We start from the raw sequence: 19,438 nt of genomic DNA, 5'->3' as shown, positions 1-19,438 counted from the left end.
TATATAAAGGGTGATTTCCATGAATGAATTTGCTGAAGTAATAATAAATAGTGAGGCAGTTGAAATAGATAGACCTTTTACTTATAAGGTTAAAGATGACTTAAGAGATATTATAAAAATAGGACATAGAGTTTTAGTTCCTTTTGGAAATGGGAATAAAAAAGTTGAAGGCTTTGTAATTAATTTATGTGAAAGTGTTTCTAAAATTAATATTAAATATAAAAGTATAATTAAGTTATGTGATGAAGAACCATTATTAACAAATGATTCTTTTGAGATTATTAAATTTTTAAAACAAAAATATTTATGTAAGTATATAGATGCTATAAGAATAATGATACCACCTAAAATTATGAATGGAAATAAAGAAAAAACTAAAAATATAATATGTTTTAGCAAGTATATTAAGTGTTTAAATACAAATCAATTAGAAGCATTAGAAAAAATAAAAGAAGTTAGTGGTATCTTTAACAAAGCTGAGTTAACTAATAATTTTGGAATATCTACTTATATGATAAATAAATTACTTGAATTAAATTGTATTTATAGTGAAAAGGTAAAAGTAGATAGAAGTAATAAAAAAGAATTTGAAAAATATCCCCCTAAAGTATTAAATGAAGAACAAGTTAAGGCTTATGATATAATATTAGAAAGTAAAAAATCTATTTTTCTTTTAAAAGGTGTTACAGGTAGTGGAAAAACAGAGGTTTATATGAATTTAGTAAGTTATATGTTATTACTAGATAAAACCTCTTTAATTTTAGTTCCAGAGATAGCGTTAACACCCCAAATGATAGAAAGATTTAAGGGGAGATTTGGTAAAGAAGTAGCTGTGTTTCATAGTAAGCTTTCTGATGGAGAAAGATATGATGAGTGGTATAGAGTAAAAAATGGAGAGGTTAAGTTAGTTATTGGAGCTAGATCAGCAATATTTTTACCATTTGAAAATTTAGGATTAATAGTTGTTGATGAAGAACATGAAAGTAGTTATAAATCAGAAATGAATCCTAAATATAATACTATAGAAGTGTGTGAATTTATCAGTAAATTAAAAAAATGTAAAATAGTATTAGGTTCTGCTACTCCTAGTATGGAAAGTTATTATAAAAGTTTAAAAGGATATTATGAGTTAATAGAACTTAAAAATAGAGCTAATAAATTTAATCTTCCAAACATAACTATAATAGATATGAGAAACGAGCTAAAAAATAATAATAAATCTATGTTTAGTAAAGAATTATTTTTAAAAATGAAAGATAGATTAAATAAAAAAGAACAAATTATTTTATTTTTAAATAGAAGAGGTTTTTCTACTTTTGTTTCATGCAGAAGTTGTGGATATGTTTTTAAATGTGATCATTGTGATATATCCATGACATATCATAACAATGGATTTTTAGTATGTCATTATTGTGGAAAAACAAAAAGAGTAGAAAATGTTTGTCCAAAATGCAATAGTAGTTATGTTAAATATTTTGGGTTAGGTACAGAGAAGGTAGAAGAAGCGGTAAAATATTATTTTCCAAAAGCTAAAGTATTGAGAATGGATGTAGATACAACTAGAAAAAAAGATTCTCATGCAAAAATATATAATGAATTTAAAATGGGAAATGCTGATATTTTAATAGGAACTCAAATGATAGCTAAAGGATTAGATTTTGAAAATGTAACTTTAGTCGGAGTACTAGCAGCTGATACTACATTAAATCTTCCAGATTTTAAATCTAGTGAGAGAACATTTCAAATTTTAACTCAAGTAAGTGGAAGAGCAGGTAGAGGAGAAAAAGAAGGAGAAGTAATTATTCAAACTTATTCTCCAGAACATTACGGAATTATTTATGCTAAAGATAATAATTATGAAGGTTTTTTTCAAAAAGAAATTAGTATAAGAAAAATTATGGATTATCCTCCTTTTACTAAATTATTTTTGGTAACACTTACAGGTATGAACGAATATAAATTAATAAATTTTAGTAAAAAATTAAAATTGTATTTTGATAAAAATTTAAATAAATATGAAGATATACAAATTTATCCAGCTTGTTCATGTCCTATTGGTAAAATAAAAAATACATATAGGTGGCAGATATTAATAAAAGGTAATTTAAATGATATAATAACTAATGATATAAAGAAAATGGTTTATGAATATTCAAAAGATGTTTATAATGAAATAAAAGTTAGCTTAGATATAAATCCAAATAGTTTAATTTAAAGGAGGAGATTTTTTTGGCTATAAGAAGTATAAGAATAAATGAAGATGAAATTTTAAGAAAAAAATGTAGAACTGTAGATGAAATTAATAATAGAATAAAAGTGTTAATAAAAGATATGATAGATACTATGTATAATGCAAATGGAGTAGGTCTTGCAGCACCACAGGTTGGTATTTTAAAAAGAATTTTTGTTATAGATGTTCAAGATGGAAATGGTGTTAAAGTCTTTATAAATCCAGAAATAATAGAAAAAAGTGGAGAATATACTGATTATGAAGGATGCTTAAGTCTTCCAGGAATGCAAAGTGAAGTTTCAAGAGCTAAAAAGGTTAAAGTAAAGGCTTTAGATGAAAATGGGGAAGAATTTATTTTAGAAGGAGAAGACTTTTTAGCCAAGGCAATACAACACGAAAATGACCATTTAGATGGAATATTATTTACTGATTATGGAAATTAATACTAAGGAGGATTAAGAGATGAATATAGTATTTATGGGAACACCACAGTTTGCTGTTCCTTCATTAGAAGCATTAATAAAAGAGTTTGGAGTTAAAGCAGTATTTACTCAACCTGACAGACCAAAGGGAAGAGGAAAAAAATTAGCTATGTCTCCAGTTAAAGAAATGGCTTTAAAATACGATATACCAGTTTATCAACCATTAAGAATAAAAAATGAGCCAGAAACAATAGAAGAATTAAGGAAAATTAATCCAGATTTTATAATAGTAGTAGCTTTTGGTCAGATACTTCCTAAGGAAGTATTAGATATACCTAAATTTGGATGTATAAATTTACATGCTTCTCTTTTACCAAAATATAGAGGGGCAGCTCCTATAAATTGGTGTATAATAAAAGGGGAAAAGGTTACTGGAAATACAACTATGTTAATGGATGTAGGATTAGATACTGGAGATATGTTATTAAAAAATGAAGTTGAAATAACAGAAAGTATGACTGCTGGTGAATTGCACGATCAATTAATGAATACTGGTGGAGATATGTTAATAGAAACAATAAAAGGATTAGTAGAGGGTAGACTAATATCTGAAAAACAAAATAATGAAGAAAGTTGTTATGCATCAATGCTAAATAAAGAAATTGCTAAAATAGATTGGAATTTAGATGCAAAGGATATTCATAATCTAATTAGAGGATTAAATCCTTGGCCTATAGCATTAACAACCTATGATGATAAGGTTATAAAAGTTTATAATTCACATGTAGAAGATAAACAAACATCAAAAGAGCCAGGAACAATTCTTTCTTTTGATAAAGATGGAATAAGAGTTGCTACTGGAAAGGAAATATTAGTAATTGAAAAACTTCAATTACCTAATGGTAAGCCTTTATTAGTGAAACAATTTATAAATGGAAATTCACTTGATATAGGTAAAGTATTAAAATAAAAAGGATTGGAGAGAAGAATTATGTATGGTTATGGTTTTTGGTGGGATCCTACTTATTTAATATTACTTCCAGCTTTGATAATATCAGCATATGCTCAATTTAAAGTATCTAGTACATTTCATAAATATCAAAGTGTTAGAAGTTCTAATGGGTATACAGGAGCTCAGGTAGCTAGAATGCTATTAAATAGAGCTGGATTAAACAATGTAGAAATAGAGCATGTTGGGGGAAATTTAAGTGATCATTATGATCCAACTCAAAAGGTTTTAAGATTATCTTCAGATGTATATAGTGGAACATCTGTAGCTTCTATAGGTGTTGCAGCCCATGAAGTTGGGCACGCTATTCAACATAAAGAGGCTTATAAACCTTTAATAGTTAGGAATACTATTGTTCCTGTTGTTAATATTGCTTCAAGTTTTTCATGGATATTATTTTTAGCAGGAATTTTATTAGGAATGGCTAAGTTGACTACAGTAGGTATTATACTATTTTCAGCTGTTGTCTTATTTCAATTAATAACTTTACCAGTAGAGTTTAATGCCTCTTCAAGGGCTATAAAACTACTAGAGAGTGAAAATATACTTTATGGTAATGAAATAAATGGAGCTAAAAAAGTTTTAGGCGCAGCAGCACTAACTTACGTAGCAGCAACATTAATGGCAGTAGCTCAACTTTTAAGGTTAATAGCTATAAGTGATAGAAACTCAGGAGATTAGGAGTAATTATATGAACGCAAGAAAAATAATAGTTCAAATATTAGATAATGTATTTAAAAAAGGAGCATATTCTAATATAGAAATAAATAAATTTTTAAATAATAAAAATATAGATAATAAAGATAAAGGATTAATAACAGAAGTTGTCTATGGAACTATAAAATATAGAAAAACTATAGATATTATTTTAGGAAATTTTGTTTCACATATCAGTAAAATAGATGATAAAGTTATAAATATTTTAAGAAGTGCTATATATCAGATGAGATTTTTAGATAGAGTGCCATCATATGCTATAGTAAATGATGCCGTAAATTTATCTAAGCAAGTAGCACCCAAGTTATCCAAATTTGTAAATGGTGTTCTTAGAAACTATTTAAGAAATGAAGATAAAAATTATAAAAAGGGATTAAGTCAAAGAGATTCTTTAGCTTACGATTATTCATTTGAAAATTGGATGATAGACTTATTCTTTAAACAATATGGAAAAGAAAATGGAATAAAAATATTAAAAGGATTAAATAGTGTACCTAATGTTACAGTTAGAATAAATCCTTTAAAAGGGGACTATGATGAAATTTTTGAAATTTTAGTTGAAGCTGGATATGATGTGGAAGAAGGTCAAATATCTCCAGAAGCTATAGTTATTAAAAAAGGAAGTAGTATAGAGAAAAATAGTCTTTATAATAGAGGATTTATAACTGTTCAGGATGAAAGTGCCATGTTAGTAGCACCTTTATTAAATTTAGAAGATAATGATAGAGTTATGGATTTATGTAGTGCTCCTGGAACTAAAGCAACGCATTTAAGTGAGATTTTAATGAATTCAGGAGAAGTTATAGCTTGTGATATTTATGACCATAAGTTACAATTGATAAAAGAAAACATAGAAAGATTAGGTATAACAAATTTAACCACTGAATTATCAGATGCAACAAAAACTAATTCAAAATATATTAATTCTATAGATAAAATTTTATTAGATGTACCTTGCTCAGGGCTTGGTATTATAAGAAAAAAACCAGAAATAAAATGGAATAAGAAATCTAATGATTTAAATGAAATAATAAAAATACAAAAGAATATACTAAAAAATGCTTGGAATTATTTAAAATCAGGTGGAGAATTAGTTTATTCTACTTGTACATTAAATAAAAAAGAAAATGAAGAAATATTAAATTGGTTTGTTGAAAGAAATAGTGATTGTACAATAGAAAAAATATTTTTTGGAAATGCTGATAATATAATATACAATGATAATGGAAGTGTAACTATTTTACCTAATGAAAATATGGATGGCTTTTTCATAGGAAAGCTAAAGAAAAAATAGTAGGTGAGAAATTTGATTAATATTTTAGATTTATCTTTAAGTGATTTACAAGCTTGGATGAAGGAAAATAATGAAAGTGCTTTTAGAGCAAAACAAATTTTAAGTTGGATTTATAAAAATATTTTTGAATTTAAGGATATGAAAAATATTCCTAAAACTCTTCAAAATAAACTAGAAGAAAACTTTTATGTAGGTATTCCAAAGGTTATTGAATGTTTAACATCTAAAGAAGATGGTACTATGAAATTATTAGTAGCATTTAAGGATGGAAATATTGTTGAATGTGTAATCATGAGATATAAGCATGGCAATACAATTTGTATATCTACTCAAGTAGGTTGTAGAATGGGGTGTAAATTCTGTGCATCCACTTTAGAAGGAATGAAAAGAAATTTAACCAGTGGTGAAATATTAGCGCAGATTATTATTGCTCAAAAGTTATTAAATGAAAGAATTTCTAATATAGTTTTAATGGGAAGTGGTGAACCATTAGATAATTTTGATAATGTTATGAAATTTTTAGAAATAGTTAATGCTGATTATGGGTTGAATATAGGGCAAAGACATATAACATTATCTACTTGTGGAATAGTTCCTAAAATTTATGAAATGGCAGATAAAGAAATGCAAGTAACATTAGCTATATCTTTACATGCGGTATCAGATGAAAAAAGGAAACAAATTATGCCTATAGCTAATAAATATTCAATAAAAGAAATTTTAGAAGCTTGTGAATATTATATACAAAAAACAAAACGAAGAGTTACTTTTGAATATTCATTAGTTAGTGATGTAAATGATACTTTAGAAGATGCTAAAAGTTTAGGAGCATTGCTTAAAAGAATGTTATGTCACGTTAATCTAATACCAGTAAATGAAATAAAAGAAAATTCATTTAAAAAATCTTCTAAAAAAGATATAGATAAATTTTTAAAAACAATTAATACATATGGTATAGAGGCTACTATAAGGAGAGAAATGGGTTCAGATATAAATGCAGCTTGTGGTCAATTAAGAAGAAGTTATATTAAATCACAAGACAGTAGCCTATAGGGGGAATAAGAAATGGTAGGTTTTTTTACAGACAAAGGAAATATTAGAGAGCTAAATGAAGATTATTTAGCATATTCATTAGAAGATGAATATGAATTATATGTAATTGCAGATGGTATGGGAGGTCATAATGCTGGAGAAGTAGCTAGTAAGTTTGCTGTTGAAGGGGTTATAGCCTTTATTAAAGAAAATTATGGTATAATACCAGTGGAAAATCTATTAAAAGAATCTTTAATAGATGTAAATACAAAAATTTACAATATGTCTTTAGAAAGAAAAACATTATCTGGGATGGGGACTACAATAGCAACAATTTTGGTTCATAAAGATTTCGTACAGATTGCCAATGTAGGCGATAGTTGTTGTTTTGGAATGACTAATACTAAAATTGAAAAGCTAACTAAAGATCATTCTTTAGTACAAGAATTACTAGATAGTGGATGTATTACTTCAGAAGAAGCTAAAAACCATCCAAGAAAAAATATTATAACTAGAGCTATAGGTACTAATAAAAATGTAGATGTAGATATATTTAATTTCAATAGACAAGATTATGATTTATTTCTTTTATGTACAGATGGATTAACTAATGATGTGGAAGAAACTGAAATATGGAGTGAATATAAGCAACAAAAAAACTTAAATATAGCTTGTGAAAATTTAGTTAAGTTAGTTAAATCAAGAGGTGGTAAAGATAACATAACAGTTCTGGTTTTTGGAGGAGAGAATTGAAATGATAGGAAGGTTATTAGGAGAGAGATATGAAATACTTGAGGTTGTAGGCGAAGGTGGAATGTCTTTTGTTTATAAAGCTCTAGATAAAAAATTAAATAGATTTGTAGCAGTAAAAATATTAAAGGATAATTTTAAGAATAATGAAGAAATAGTTAATAAATTTAAAAGAGAAGCCACATCTATAGCCACTTTATCTAATGCTAATATAGTAAATGTATTAGATGTTGGAACTCAAGATGATAAGCATTATATTGTAATGGAATATGTGCAGGGAAAGACATTAAAAGATATAATTGTAGAAAGAGGAAAAATGCCTTATGAGGTAGCACTAAGCATAGCAACCAAGGTGGCAAAAGCTCTAGAATGCGCTCATAAAAGTGGAATAATTCATAGGGATGTTAAGCCACAAAATATATTGGTTACAGAAGAAGGTGTTGTAAAGGTTGCTGATTTTGGCATAGCAAAATCCATGGATGCCTCTACAATAGCACATACTAATAGTGTTTTAGGGTCAGCACATTATTTTTCACCAGAACAAGCAAAAGGAAGTTTTGTAGATTATAGAACAGATTTATATTCTTTAGGAGTTGTTTTATATGAAATGGTAACAGGAGTAGTTCCTTTTGATGGGGATTCACCCGTTTCAGTTGCAATAAAACATATACAGGAAGATGCTGTACCGGCTAAAGATCTAAATAGTAGTATTCCTGATAGTTTGAATTATTTAATAATGAAGGCAATTTCAAAAGATCCTATAGATAGATATCAAACTGCTAAAGATATTATAACTGATTTAGAAAAAATTAAACTTAATCCTAATACGACGTTAGGTAATAAAGTAGTTGAAGAAGAACAATTTACAAGGGTTATGTCTCCTGTTAATATAGAAGAGTTGAAAGCTCAGGAAAAGAAAAATATAGATAATGAATTAGAAGATATAGATGAATTTGAAGAGTTTGATGATGAGGATGAAGAAGATGATGATATTGATAATAAGTCAATTGAATCAAAAAATAAAAAGCCTGTAAAATCTAATAAAAATATATTAATTTGGTCTATAGTAGCAATAGCGGTAATAGTATTAGGTGCTTTTGCAGGTTTTAAATTTACTCAAAATTTTCAAAAGGATGAAGCAGATATAGTAGTTCCTAACTTAGTATCTTTAAAAAGTGATGAAGCAAAGAATAAGCTTGAAGAACTAGGACTTGTTTATAAAGAAGTTTTACAGGAAAATGAAGCTGAAAAAGATACAGTTATAGATAGTACTCCTAAAGCAGGAGCTAAAGTGAAAAAAGGTTCTATGGTAACAGTTTTAGTAAGTAGTGGTGAAGAAAAAACTAAAGTTCCAAGTTTGGTAGGAATGTCATTATCAGATGCTAAGAGTACTTTAAATGATTTGGGATTAAAACTTGGAGATGTTAATTATGAGTATAGCGATTCAGTGGATAAAGATGTGATAATGAAACAAAGTCCAACTGTGGGAGATGAAGTAACTAAAGATATGAAAATAAAATTAGTTATTAGTAAAGGTAAAAAAATACAAACTATTAAAGTTCCAAATTTATTAGGAATGTTATTATCAGATGCTAAGAGTACTTTAAGTAATTTAGGATTACAACTTGGAAATGTAAGTTATGAATATAGTGATTCTGTTGAAAAAGATGCTGTTATAAAACAAAATGTAACAGTAGGTGATGAAGTTCCTAAAGATTCAAAAGTAAGTGTAGTTGTTAGTAAAGGTAAAGAAGTAAAAACTGCTAAAGTACCAAATTTAACAGGATTAACAGTAGAAGAAGCTACAAATAAGCTTAATAGTTTAGGATTTAAAATTAATGCACAAAAAGGTGATAAAGCTAAAGATGAAGCTTCATCAGGAAAGATATTCAAACAAGAGTTTGGAGAAGGTTATGAGGTTAAACAAGGAACATCTATAACCGTTTATTATTATGATAATTATAAATCAAATCAAGGAAATACAGGTTCTCCAGATGAAGGTAACCAAGGAGGTGACCAAGATGGTAATCAAGATGGTAATCAAGATGGTAATCAAGATGGTAACCAAGGAGGTAACCAAGATGGTAACCAAGGAGAAGGTAGAAATCAAAATGCATCTAAACTATCTATTAAACCATCAACTAGAACAGTAAAGAAAAAATAAATAAAAATATTATTATATTAATAATAAAAGTATAATTTGGTCATTAATATAAATATATTAATGTATAAAGAAGCTTAATGTATTATAAATACTTAAGCTTCTTGCATTTTATAGTGAATTTTGTTTATTATAAATATATAAGATAAACTTATGGAGGGATTATGGAAGGAATTATAATTAAAGGAATTGGAGGATTCTATTACATAAAAACTGATGAAGGCTTAATTGAATGTAAAGCTAGAGGAAAATTTAGATTTGAAGCTCTTAAGCCTATGGTAGGTGATAGGGTAGAAATAAAAGTAGAGAAAGATAAAGGCGTTATAGAAAAAATATTTAAAAGAACTTCTGAGTTAATTAGACCAACAGTAGCAAATGTAACTCAAGCCTTTGTAGTTTTTGCAATTAAAAATCCAGATATAAATTTTGATTTGTTAAATAGATTTTTAGCATTATGTGAATATAATGATATAAAAGCTATTGTTTGTTTAAATAAAGAAGATTTATGTAGCCAAGAAGAAAAGAATGAAATAAAATCAATTATTAATGATATTGGTTATGAAGTTCTTTTTATAAATGCTAAGGGGAAAAAAGGTATTGATGAATTGGAAAAAAGATTAAAGGGCAATATAACTGTTTTATGTGGTCCTTCAGGAGCTGGTAAATCTACTTTATTAAATGCACTTATAAATAGGGAACATATGGCTACTGGAAATGTAAGTGAGAAAATAGGAAGAGGAAAACATACTACAAGACATAGTGAACTTATAGAAATTGAAGAGGGATATTTAGTTGATACTCCAGGTTTTTCAACTTTAGATATAAGTTTTATGGAAAAAGATAAATTAAAATATTGTTTTCCTGAATTTGATGAATATAATGGTAAATGTAAATTTAATGGTTGTAATCATTATAAAGAACCAGGGTGTTCAGTTAAAGAAAATGTAGAAAAAGGAAATATTAATAAGCTAAGATATGAATTTTATATAAAAACATTAGAAGAAATATTAAGTGGGAGGAATAATAAATGGTAAAGATAGCACCATCAATATTATCAGCAGATTTTAGTAGATTAGGAGAACATGTTAAAAGAGTAGAGGAGGCAGGCGCAGAATTTTTACATATAGACGTTATGGATGGAGCTTTTGTTCCTAATATAAGCTTTGGTTTTCCAATAATTAAAGCATTAAGAGATAAATGTAATATGGTATTTGATGTTCATTTAATGATTGAAAATCCTTCAAAATATATAGATGAATTTGTAAATTGTGGTTCAGACATAATAACAGTTCATTATGAGGCAGATAAGCATATTGATAGAACTATATCATATATAAAAAGTAAAGGCATAAAGGCAGCAGTGTCATTAAATCCAGGAACACCTACTATAGTATTAAAAAATATAATTGGCAAGTTAGATATGGTACTTATAATGTCTGTTAATCCAGGTTTTGGAGGCCAAAGCTTTATACCATATTCATTAGAAAAGATAAAAGAAATAAAAGCAATGGCAATTGAAGCTGGTAACCCAAATATATTAATTGAAGTAGATGGTGGAGTTGATTGTAATAATGCAAAAGAAATAGTAGAAGCAGGAGCAAATGTATTAGTTGCTGGTTCAGCTGTATTTAAAGGTGATAAAATAGAAGAGAATATAGAGATTTTAAGAAAGTCTATTTAAAGATATGAATATAGCTATTATATCTGGTGGTAAAAGACCCAAAAAATCACTTTTAAATGAAATAGTTAGAAAGAGTAATTGTATTATTGCAGCAGACAAAGGAATAGAATGTTTAATAGATGAAGGTATAACCCCTGATTACATTTTAGGAGACTTTGATTCGGTTAATATAGAGTATTTAGAAAAATTAGAAAAATTAGAAAATTATGAAATGATAAAATATAATGTAGAAAAGGATAATACTGATTCAGAAATAGCAGTTAATAAAGCTATAGAACTAGGTGCTAATGTGATATACATGTTAGGTTTTACAGGTACAAGAATTGATCATGTACTTGCTAATATAGGTTTATTAAATAAATGCTTAGAAAATAATATAGAGGCTTATATAATAGATGAGAATAATAAGATTTTCTTAACTGATGTTCCAAGAATATTATTAGGTAATCCAGGAGAAACAGTATCTTTTCAAGCTTTTGGAGAAAATGTAAATAATTTTAGTATACATAAAGCAAAATATGAACTAGAAGGACATAATTTAAAATTTGGGGATGCATTATGTGTGTCTAATGAATTTGTAACTAATGAAATTGGCATTTCTTTTGATAAAGGAAAAGTTTTAATAATATATTCTAGAGATTAAGCACAATTTACTTAATTTAAGCATAATATATATAACAGAGTAATTTATTTAAAAGAAGGTTAGGATGAAAATAGTTGCCATTAAACTGCCAAAGTGTTTATCAAAAATCTTAAGGATTTTTAAAAGACCAAAAAAATAAAATACATAATGGTCTAAAAAGAAAGAGTATGTAAATTAATACATACTCTTTTTTCTATAAAATTAAAAAATGCAATTGATTAACAATTGCATTTTTGTCAAAGATTACTATATAGCTCTTTGAACTTTACCAGATCTTAAGCATCTTGTACAAACATGAACAGTTTTTGGTGTTCCTTTAACGATAGCCTTAACTTTTTTTATGTTTGGAGCCCAAGTTCTATTTGATTGTCTGTGTGAGTGGCTGTATTGCTTTCCGCTTACAACACCTTTATCACAGATTTCACATCTTCTTGACATAAAAACACCTCCTTACAAATGAAGATAAATCTTCAATAGGACGTTAATATTCTAACATAACATATATAAAATATGCAAGTAAAAAATAAAATAATTAATTAAAAAGATAGAAGTATTAGTATATAATTCTTGAATAATCAAACTATTTAATATAGAATATAGTATATGGAATAGTTGAGGAGGAATCATCATGATTGGATATTCAAATGAACATGGCAACGTAGCTTATGCTGATGATGTTTTATCAAAAATTATAGGATTATCAACTATGGAATGTTATGGTGTAGTTGGTATGGTTTCTAAAAATGCTACAGAAGGTTTTTGGGAATTAATGAGAGTTGAAAATTTAGCTAAAGGCGTAAAGATAGATTATAAGGATGATAAATTAGTAATAGAACTTTTCGTAATGGTTGAGTATGGAACAAAAATTTCTGTAATAGCAAATAATATAATTCAAAAAGTAAAATATAATGTTGAAAATTATACTGGATTAAAGGTATCATCTATTACAGTAAATGTTCAAGCGGTTAGAGTCTAGGAGGTAAATATAATGAAATTCAACAAAATAAATGGAGAACATTTGTATTTCATGGTGAGCAATGCTGCTATTAAACTTGAAAATCAAAGTGAGTTTGTTAACTCTTTAAATGTTTTCCCGGTTCCAGACGGAGATACAGGAACTAATATGTCTATGACATTTAGAGCAGCTGTAAAAGAGATAGAGGGATTAAATAACACTAATATAGCAGAAGTTTCTAAGAAGTTAGCAAAAGGTGCTTTAATGGGGGCAAGAGGAAATTCAGGTGTAATATTATCACAAATATTAAGAGGAATTTCAAAAGGCTTAGAAGGAAAAGAAGAAGTATCAGCTAGTGAATTTGCTTATGCTTTATTAGAAGGAAGTAAAGCTGCTTATAAAGCTGTAATGAGACCAACAGAAGGAACTATTTTAACAATTATAAGAGCGGCAGGAGAGGCAGCTACAAATGTTACAATTGAGGATATAACAGAATTGATGGCATTTGTTTGCAAAGAAAGTAAAGTAATGTTAGATAAAACTCCTGAAATGCTACCTGCATTAAAAAAGGCAAGAGTTGTTGATTCTGGGGGAATGGGATTATTAATAATTCTTCAAGGTATGGAAGAAGCTTTAAGAAATAATTTGAAAATTGAATCTTCTTCAGCTTCAATAGGAAAAGTAGTTAATTCTCAAAATTCTGCTACAACTAATATTGAAGATATAATGTTTGGATATTGTACGGAGTTTATTATTTTAGGAGATGCAAAAAAAGCAAATGATTTTAAAGATCAAATAGAATCATTAGGAGATTCTCTTATAGTAGTTGGATATGATGATGTTATAAAAGTTCATATTCACACTAATAATCCAGGTAAAGTTTTATCATATGCTGTTAAATTAGGAGAACTTTCTAAAATAAAAATTGATAATATGAGAGAAGAACATAGAGAAATGCTAGCAGAAGGGTATTATAATAATTCTGCAGATGAAGAAATTATAACAACTGAAGATGTAGTAGAAATGAAAAAATATGCATTTATTTCAGTTGCTATGGGTGAAGGTATTAAGAATATTTTTAAGGATTTAGGTGTAGATTATGTTATAGAAGGTGGTCAAACCATGAATCCTAGCACTCAAGATATAATTGAAGCAATTGATAAATTAAATGCTGAGCACATATTTATTTTACCAAATAACAAGAACATAATTATGGCAGCTAATCAAGCAGCAGAAATATCTAAAAAGGATATTAGAGTAATACCTACTACAACAATTCCACAAGGAATTACTTGCATAACTATGTTTAGTCCAGAATCTGATGTAGATAATAATGAAGAAGAACTTAAAGAAATAATGAAAATGGTTAAAACATCTTCTGTTACTTATGCTGTTAGAGATACAGAAGTAGATGGAAAAGAAATCAAAGAAGGAAATATTTTAGGATTAGTTGAAGGCAAAATAAAAGAAGTTGGAAAAAATCCTTATGAAGTAGCGATAACTCTTTTAGATACTTTAGTAGATGATGAATCAGAACTTATTACTTTATTTTATGGAAAAGATAGTAATAAAGAAGAGGTTGATGAATTAGTTAGTAAAATAGAAGAAAAATATAGTGACTTAGATGTTCAATGCTACAATGGAGAGCAGCCATTATATTATTTCATAATGTCAGTGGAATAAAAGCGACTTTGTCGCTTTTTTTCTTATTTAAATGGAGGTCATTTTATGAATATATATGCTGATATATGTTGTATAAATGGAGTTGGTCCAAAATTAAAAGAGAAATTAAATAAAAGTGGAATATATAATTTATTAGATTTACTTTTATATTTTCCAAGAGAGTATGAATATATAAATAATAATATAGACATAAAAGAAAATTTTAAAGAAGAAAAAGCAGTTTTAAAATGTAAAGTAGAAGAGTATGGTAGTATTACTAAAACAAAAAATGGAAAAAGTTTAATTACAATTAAATTTTCATATAATGGAATAGAAATAATTGGAAAATGGTTTAATCAACCTTATATTAAAAAAAATTTAAAATTAAATAAAGAATATGACTTAGTAGGTAAGTTTAAAAAGATAGGTAATATGCTAGAAGTTATAAACCCATTGATAGATTGCAAAGGAGCTAAAAATAGTGAAATAATTCCTATATATTCTTTAAAAAATGATTTGAATAATAAAATATTAGTTAAATTGGTGAATTCTATATTAAATGGCATTACTATAACAGAAAATTTACCTAACGATATTATTGAAAAATATAAATTAAATTCATTAGATGAATCTTTGCGAAATATACATTTTCCAAAAAATAAGATATCCCTTGAAAAAGCTATTAATAGATTAAAATTTCAAGAATTATTTACTTATTCTTTAAAGCTTTTGATGATGAAGTTTCATTTAAAAAATTCATCAAATGGAATTAATTTTAAAATGAGTGAAAAGTTAATTGAACTAAAAGAGAGTTTGCCATATACTTTAACAACAGCACAATCAAGAACAGTAAGAGAAATTCTTATAGATCAGAAAAAAACTATATCTATGAATAGATTAGTTCAAGGAGATGTAGGTTCAGGAAAAACTATGGTAGCTTTAATAGCAATGTTTAATGTTTATATGAATGGTTATCAAACAGCTTTAATGGTACCTACAGAAATACTTGCTAATCAGCATTATTTTGAAGCAAAAAAAATATTTAGTAATTTTAATGTAGATATTGAATTATTAACAGGTAGTACTAAAAATAGCGAAAAAAAAAGAATAAAAGAAAAGATTGAAACAGGAGAGCCTATTTTGGTAATAGGTACTCATACTCTTATACAAGATGATGTTAATTTTGTAAATTTAGGATTAGTAGTTACAGATGAACAGCATAGATTTGGTGTTGAACAAAGAAGTAAGTTTATAAATAAAAATAAATTAGCAGATGTATTAGTTATGACAGCAACACCTATACCTAGAACTTTATCTTTATATATGTATAGTGATTTAGATATTTCGATAATAGATGAATTACCACCAGGAAGAAAACCAATAAAAACTTTATTAGTAGAGCAAAATAATAGAATGAAAGCTTATAAATTTGCATATTCAGAAGTTAAAAAAGGAAGACAGGTTTATATAGTGTCTCCTTTAATAGAAGAAAATGAAAAATTAAACCTTAAAGCTGTGGAAGTGCTTTATAAAGAATTAAAAGAGGATATTTTTAAAGATATTAAAGTTGAAATATTACATGGAAAAATGAATGCAGTTGAAAAAGATAATATTATTAATAGCTTTAAAAATAATGAAGTTAAGGTTATAATATCTACGACAGTAATAGAAGTTGGAGTTAATGTTCCTAATGCCTCTGTTATGATAATTGAAAATGCAGAAAGATTTGGATTAGCACAATTGCATCAATTAAGAGGTAGAGTTGGTAGAGGGAAATATGAATCAACTTGTATACTTATTGCCCATGTTAAAAATGAAGTTACTAAGAAAAGAATGAACATAATGACAAAAAGTAACAATGGTTTTTATATTGCTGAGCAAGATTTAAAACTTAGAGGAGCAGGAGAAATGTTTGGTATGAAGCAACATGGTGAATTAGGTTTTTTATTAGCTGATATTGTAAATGATATAAATATATTAAAATGTGCTAATGCAGAGGCTAGACATATATTAAGTGAAAAAAATAATATAGAAAACATTAAATTATGCAATGAAATTTTGAAAAATTTAGAAAGAACAACCACTTATATATGCTTCAATTGACAATAATTGTATAATTGTAGCTAGTGTGGTAAAATATTATTATTTAATCTAAGGAGGAAATAAAGATGAGAATAATTTCAGGAAGAGCAAAAGGTAGAAAGATACTTTCACCACCAACCTATGATACTAGACCAACTTTAGATAGAATAAAAGAGTCTATATTTAGTATGATACAAGGATATATACCAGATGCAGTTTCTATAGATGTATTTGCAGGTACTGGAAGTTTAGGGTTAGAGGCTGCAAGTAGAGGTGCTAAGGAAGTATATTTAGTAGATAAAAGTCCAATAACATTTCCAGTTTTAAAAGAAAACATAGATAATTTAGGATTTAATGATTGTTGTTATGCTTTAAATACAGATGCATATTCCGCATTAAGAAATTTAGCTTCAAGAGGAAAAGTATTTGATTTAATTTTTATAGATCCACCCTATTTAAAAAATTTAATACCAGAAGCTATGGAAATAATTGATAATAATTCAATGCTTCAAGCAGATGGATTAATTGTAACTAAGATTGATAGTAGTGAAGAAATATTTGAAGGAACTAAAAATATTAAGTTATGTAGAGAAAAAAAATATGGGAATACCACTGTTTGCTTTTATAAAATAGAGGAGGAATAAAATGAGGATAGCTGTTTATCCAGGTAGTTTTGATCCCATTACCAATGGTCATGTTAATATAATTGAAAGATCAAGTAAATTATTTGATAAAGTTATAATTGCTGTTTTAATAAATATAGATAAAAAAGGTTTATTCCAAATTGATGAAAGAGTAGAAATTATTAAAAAAGTTGTGGAGTGTTATTCAAATGTAGAAGTTAAATGTTTTAATGGATTATTAATAGACTTTATGCATAGAGAAGAAGCAAATATTTTAATAAAGGGATTAAGAACTGTTACTGATTTTGAATATGAGGTTCCTATGGCACTTATAAATAATGAGTTAGATAAAAATATAGAAACATTATTTATGTTAAGTGATCCAACGTACTCTTATATAAGTTCATCAGCTATTAAACAAATTGCTAAATTTGGTGGGTGTGTGGATAAATTTATACCAAAGCAAATATTAGAAATTTTTAATTATAAAATAAAAGGATATTAGGGGGGGGTAATCATTAATGAGGCAAGAAGCTCAAATAATGCAATTATTAGATTATCTTAGGGATATGGTTGAGGAAGCTTCTAAAGTTCCCATAACAGGTAAGGTTGTAGTTGATAGAAAAGAAATGCTAGAAACTATTGATCAAGTTGTTAATTATTTACCAGATGAAATAAAAAAGGCACAATGGTTACTTACAGAAAAAGATAGAATTCTGCAAGAAGCAAAAAAAGAAAATGAAAGTGTTAGATTAGAAACTATAGAATTAATGAAAAAAAGAATAGAAAATCATAATATTGTAAAAGAAGCAGAAATAAGAGCACAAGAAATAATAGCTCTTGCTCATAGACAAGCAAAATCTATTAGACTTGGCTCAAGAGAATATGCAGATGAAGTTTTATCACAATTACAAAAAGAGATAGATTCAAAAACTAATGAATTTTTAATGCATATGAAAAATAATATGGAAACATTTGCTTTAAATCTTAGTGATGACATTAATAAAACTTCAAATAGTATTAGAGAAAATATAAAAGAATTAAGAGATAAAAAGTAATTTGTATAGGATTAAAGTAATTAAACTTATAAGGAGCAATATTAAAATAGGATTTATATATAATAAAGTTGCTCCGGAGACTGATAATGTAGCTATACTATCTTTTAATAATATATAAGAAAAAAACATAATTATAATTGCGATTAATCCTTGTAAAAATTTAAATGAGAAATATTTTAATATAGATATATTTTCATTTTGAAAAAATGAACTTGTTTGAGCTAATATTGATAAGCCACCAAATGAAGATAAAAAAGCAAGTAAACATAATTTAGTTAATAAGCTTAGATTACTACTACTAATAATATTACAGCCATTAGTAAGTTCTATGCTACCTAAAAATATACCGCTGATTAAATCAAGAGGTATGTTAAGTTTTTCACAAAAAGAGTATATTAAAGTATCTGTAAATAATAAATTTTTAAACATACTTATTATTACTGAAAAAATAATAACATATCCACATAAAATTAAAATATTATTTATAGAATCTTGTATTGATGTGCTTATAATACTTCCTATATTTTTTTTCCTATAAGAATTTTTATAAGTAGTATTAATTTTATTAATAAGAGGAGTCTTAGGCTCTTCTTTTTTAAATGTTATTATAGATATTATTATAATAGAAGTATAACAAGGAATTAATAATAAATAGCCTAAATAAACATTTCCAAGCATAGAAGTTCCTACAGCACCAATTAAAAAAAGAGGACCAGCATTAGAGGCTATATTTAATAATCTAGAAAATTCATTATATGAAATTAAATTGCTTTTATATAAATCTGTAGAATATTTAGCTCCCATTGGATAACCACATAAAAAACTAGCTATTAACGGGAAACAGCAATTATAGCTTAATCCTAAGGGTTTACAAATTATTGGACCTAAAACACTAGAATACATTTTTAATCCATCTAAAGAAATTATCATATTACATATAACCATAAAAGGAAACATTGTTGGTAATATGGATTTTGCAAATAAAAGAGCTCCATTTAGTGAAGCACTAATACAAGACTTTGGATAAATTATAAAATAAATTATGATTAATGTAAGTAATATACAAATTAAATTATTTATTTTTAAATTTAATAATTTAATTAATAGTATAGTTAATAT

The 19,438-nt window shown here is 26.7% G+C and carries 19 protein-coding genes; 17 read left to right on the top strand and 2 right to left on the bottom strand.

Annotated features, from left to right (window positions below):
• The first annotated feature begins 19 nt into the window (after nucleotides 1–19).
• The 11 genes from priA (at nucleotide 20) to GBZ86_RS01505 (ending at nucleotide 11,939) form a co-directional block, all read left to right on the top strand.
• Nucleotides 20–2,215 carry a primosomal protein N' gene (priA, locus tag GBZ86_RS01555; protein WP_152887092.1) on the top strand — a complete coding sequence of 732 codons (2,196 nt, stop codon included), beginning with the start codon at nucleotides 20–22 and terminating at the stop codon, nucleotides 2,213–2,215.
• Nucleotides 2,216–2,229: 14 nt separating this feature from the next.
• Nucleotides 2,230–2,673 carry a peptide deformylase gene (gene def, locus GBZ86_RS01550; protein WP_152887090.1) on the top strand — a complete coding sequence of 148 codons (444 nt, stop codon included), beginning with the start codon at nucleotides 2,230–2,232 and terminating at the stop codon, nucleotides 2,671–2,673.
• 19 nt (nucleotides 2,674–2,692) lie between these two features.
• Nucleotides 2,693–3,622, top strand: coding sequence for a methionyl-tRNA formyltransferase (fmt, locus tag GBZ86_RS01545; RefSeq protein ID WP_152887088.1), 930 nt, complete (start codon nucleotides 2,693–2,695; stop codon nucleotides 3,620–3,622).
• A 21-nt stretch (nucleotides 3,623–3,643) separates the two neighbouring features.
• The gene (locus tag GBZ86_RS01540; protein ID WP_152887086.1) at nucleotides 3,644–4,342 is read left to right on the top strand and encodes a zinc metallopeptidase; all 699 of its coding nucleotides are present in this window, start codon (nucleotides 3,644–3,646) and stop codon (nucleotides 4,340–4,342) included.
• A gap of 10 nt (nucleotides 4,343–4,352) precedes the next feature.
• Nucleotides 4,353–5,672 (top strand): 16S rRNA (cytosine(967)-C(5))-methyltransferase RsmB, encoded by a 1,320-nt coding sequence (gene rsmB / locus GBZ86_RS01535; RefSeq protein WP_152887085.1) that lies wholly within the window; start codon nucleotides 4,353–4,355, stop codon nucleotides 5,670–5,672.
• Nucleotides 5,673–5,684: 12 nt separating this feature from the next.
• The gene (gene rlmN, locus GBZ86_RS01530; protein WP_152887083.1) at nucleotides 5,685–6,725 is read left to right on the top strand and encodes a dual-specificity RNA methyltransferase RlmN; all 1,041 of its coding nucleotides are present in this window, start codon (nucleotides 5,685–5,687) and stop codon (nucleotides 6,723–6,725) included.
• A gap of 12 nt (nucleotides 6,726–6,737) precedes the next feature.
• Nucleotides 6,738–7,457 (top strand): Stp1/IreP family PP2C-type Ser/Thr phosphatase, encoded by a 720-nt coding sequence (locus tag GBZ86_RS01525; protein ID WP_152887081.1) that lies wholly within the window; start codon nucleotides 6,738–6,740, stop codon nucleotides 7,455–7,457.
• 1 nt (nucleotide 7,458) lies between these two features.
• Complete coding sequence (pknB, locus tag GBZ86_RS01520; RefSeq protein WP_152887079.1) at nucleotides 7,459–9,618, top strand: Stk1 family PASTA domain-containing Ser/Thr kinase; 2,160 nt, start codon at nucleotides 7,459–7,461, stop codon at nucleotides 9,616–9,618.
• 161 nt (nucleotides 9,619–9,779) lie between these two features.
• A complete protein-coding gene (gene rsgA / locus GBZ86_RS01515) occupies nucleotides 9,780–10,649 on the top strand; it encodes a ribosome small subunit-dependent GTPase A (protein ID WP_152887077.1) in 870 nt (289 codons plus the stop codon).
• Nucleotides 10,643–11,296, top strand: coding sequence for a ribulose-phosphate 3-epimerase (gene rpe, locus GBZ86_RS01510; RefSeq protein WP_152887075.1), 654 nt, complete (start codon nucleotides 10,643–10,645; stop codon nucleotides 11,294–11,296). Before rsgA ends, rpe begins: the two co-directional genes overlap by 7 nt.
• Nucleotides 11,297–11,300: 4 nt before the next feature.
• Nucleotides 11,301–11,939: a thiamine diphosphokinase gene (locus tag GBZ86_RS01505; protein ID WP_152887073.1), complete on the top strand. Its 639-nt coding sequence runs from the start codon at nucleotides 11,301–11,303 to the stop codon at nucleotides 11,937–11,939.
• A 246-nt stretch (nucleotides 11,940–12,185) separates the two neighbouring features.
• On the opposite strand, the gene rpmB is transcribed toward GBZ86_RS01505, so the two are convergent.
• Complete coding sequence (gene rpmB, locus GBZ86_RS01500) at nucleotides 12,186–12,377, bottom strand: 50S ribosomal protein L28 (RefSeq protein ID WP_152887071.1); 192 nt, start codon at nucleotides 12,375–12,377, stop codon at nucleotides 12,186–12,188.
• 190 nt (nucleotides 12,378–12,567) lie between these two features.
• Here rpmB and GBZ86_RS01495 point away from each other — a divergent pair, with 190 nt between their 5' ends.
• The 6 genes from GBZ86_RS01495 (at nucleotide 12,568) to GBZ86_RS01470 (ending at nucleotide 18,319) form a co-directional block, all read left to right on the top strand.
• Nucleotides 12,568–12,915, top strand: coding sequence for an Asp23/Gls24 family envelope stress response protein (locus GBZ86_RS01495; RefSeq protein WP_152887069.1), 348 nt, complete (start codon nucleotides 12,568–12,570; stop codon nucleotides 12,913–12,915).
• A gap of 12 nt (nucleotides 12,916–12,927) precedes the next feature.
• Nucleotides 12,928–14,577: a DAK2 domain-containing protein gene (locus GBZ86_RS01490; RefSeq protein ID WP_152887067.1), complete on the top strand. Its 1,650-nt coding sequence runs from the start codon at nucleotides 12,928–12,930 to the stop codon at nucleotides 14,575–14,577.
• A 45-nt stretch (nucleotides 14,578–14,622) separates the two neighbouring features.
• Nucleotides 14,623–16,659, top strand: coding sequence for an ATP-dependent DNA helicase RecG (gene recG, locus GBZ86_RS01485; protein ID WP_152887065.1), 2,037 nt, complete (start codon nucleotides 14,623–14,625; stop codon nucleotides 16,657–16,659).
• Nucleotides 16,660–16,724: 65 nt separating this feature from the next.
• Nucleotides 16,725–17,282, top strand: coding sequence for a 16S rRNA (guanine(966)-N(2))-methyltransferase RsmD (gene rsmD, locus GBZ86_RS01480; RefSeq protein WP_152887063.1), 558 nt, complete (start codon nucleotides 16,725–16,727; stop codon nucleotides 17,280–17,282).
• 1 nt (nucleotide 17,283) lies between these two features.
• Nucleotides 17,284–17,766: a pantetheine-phosphate adenylyltransferase gene (gene coaD, locus GBZ86_RS01475; RefSeq protein ID WP_152887061.1), complete on the top strand. Its 483-nt coding sequence runs from the start codon at nucleotides 17,284–17,286 to the stop codon at nucleotides 17,764–17,766.
• Nucleotides 17,767–17,782: 16 nt separating this feature from the next.
• Nucleotides 17,783–18,319 (top strand): ATPase, encoded by a 537-nt coding sequence (locus tag GBZ86_RS01470; RefSeq protein WP_152887059.1) that lies wholly within the window; start codon nucleotides 17,783–17,785, stop codon nucleotides 18,317–18,319.
• On the opposite strand, the gene ylbJ is transcribed toward GBZ86_RS01470, so the two are convergent.
• The coding region (ylbJ, locus tag GBZ86_RS01465) for a sporulation integral membrane protein YlbJ (RefSeq protein ID WP_152887057.1) at nucleotides 18,302–19,438 on the bottom strand (1,137 nt) is incomplete at its 5' end. The two genes, GBZ86_RS01470 and ylbJ, sit on opposite strands and share 18 nt — an antisense overlap.

This window comes from Clostridium tarantellae, from assembly GCF_009295725.1.
In the GTDB taxonomy this organism is placed as follows: domain Bacteria; phylum Bacillota; class Clostridia; order Clostridiales; family Clostridiaceae; genus Sarcina; species Sarcina tarantellae.
Note: the sequence above shows the minus strand (reverse complement) of the source record. Positions and strands in the feature narration are given on the sequence as shown.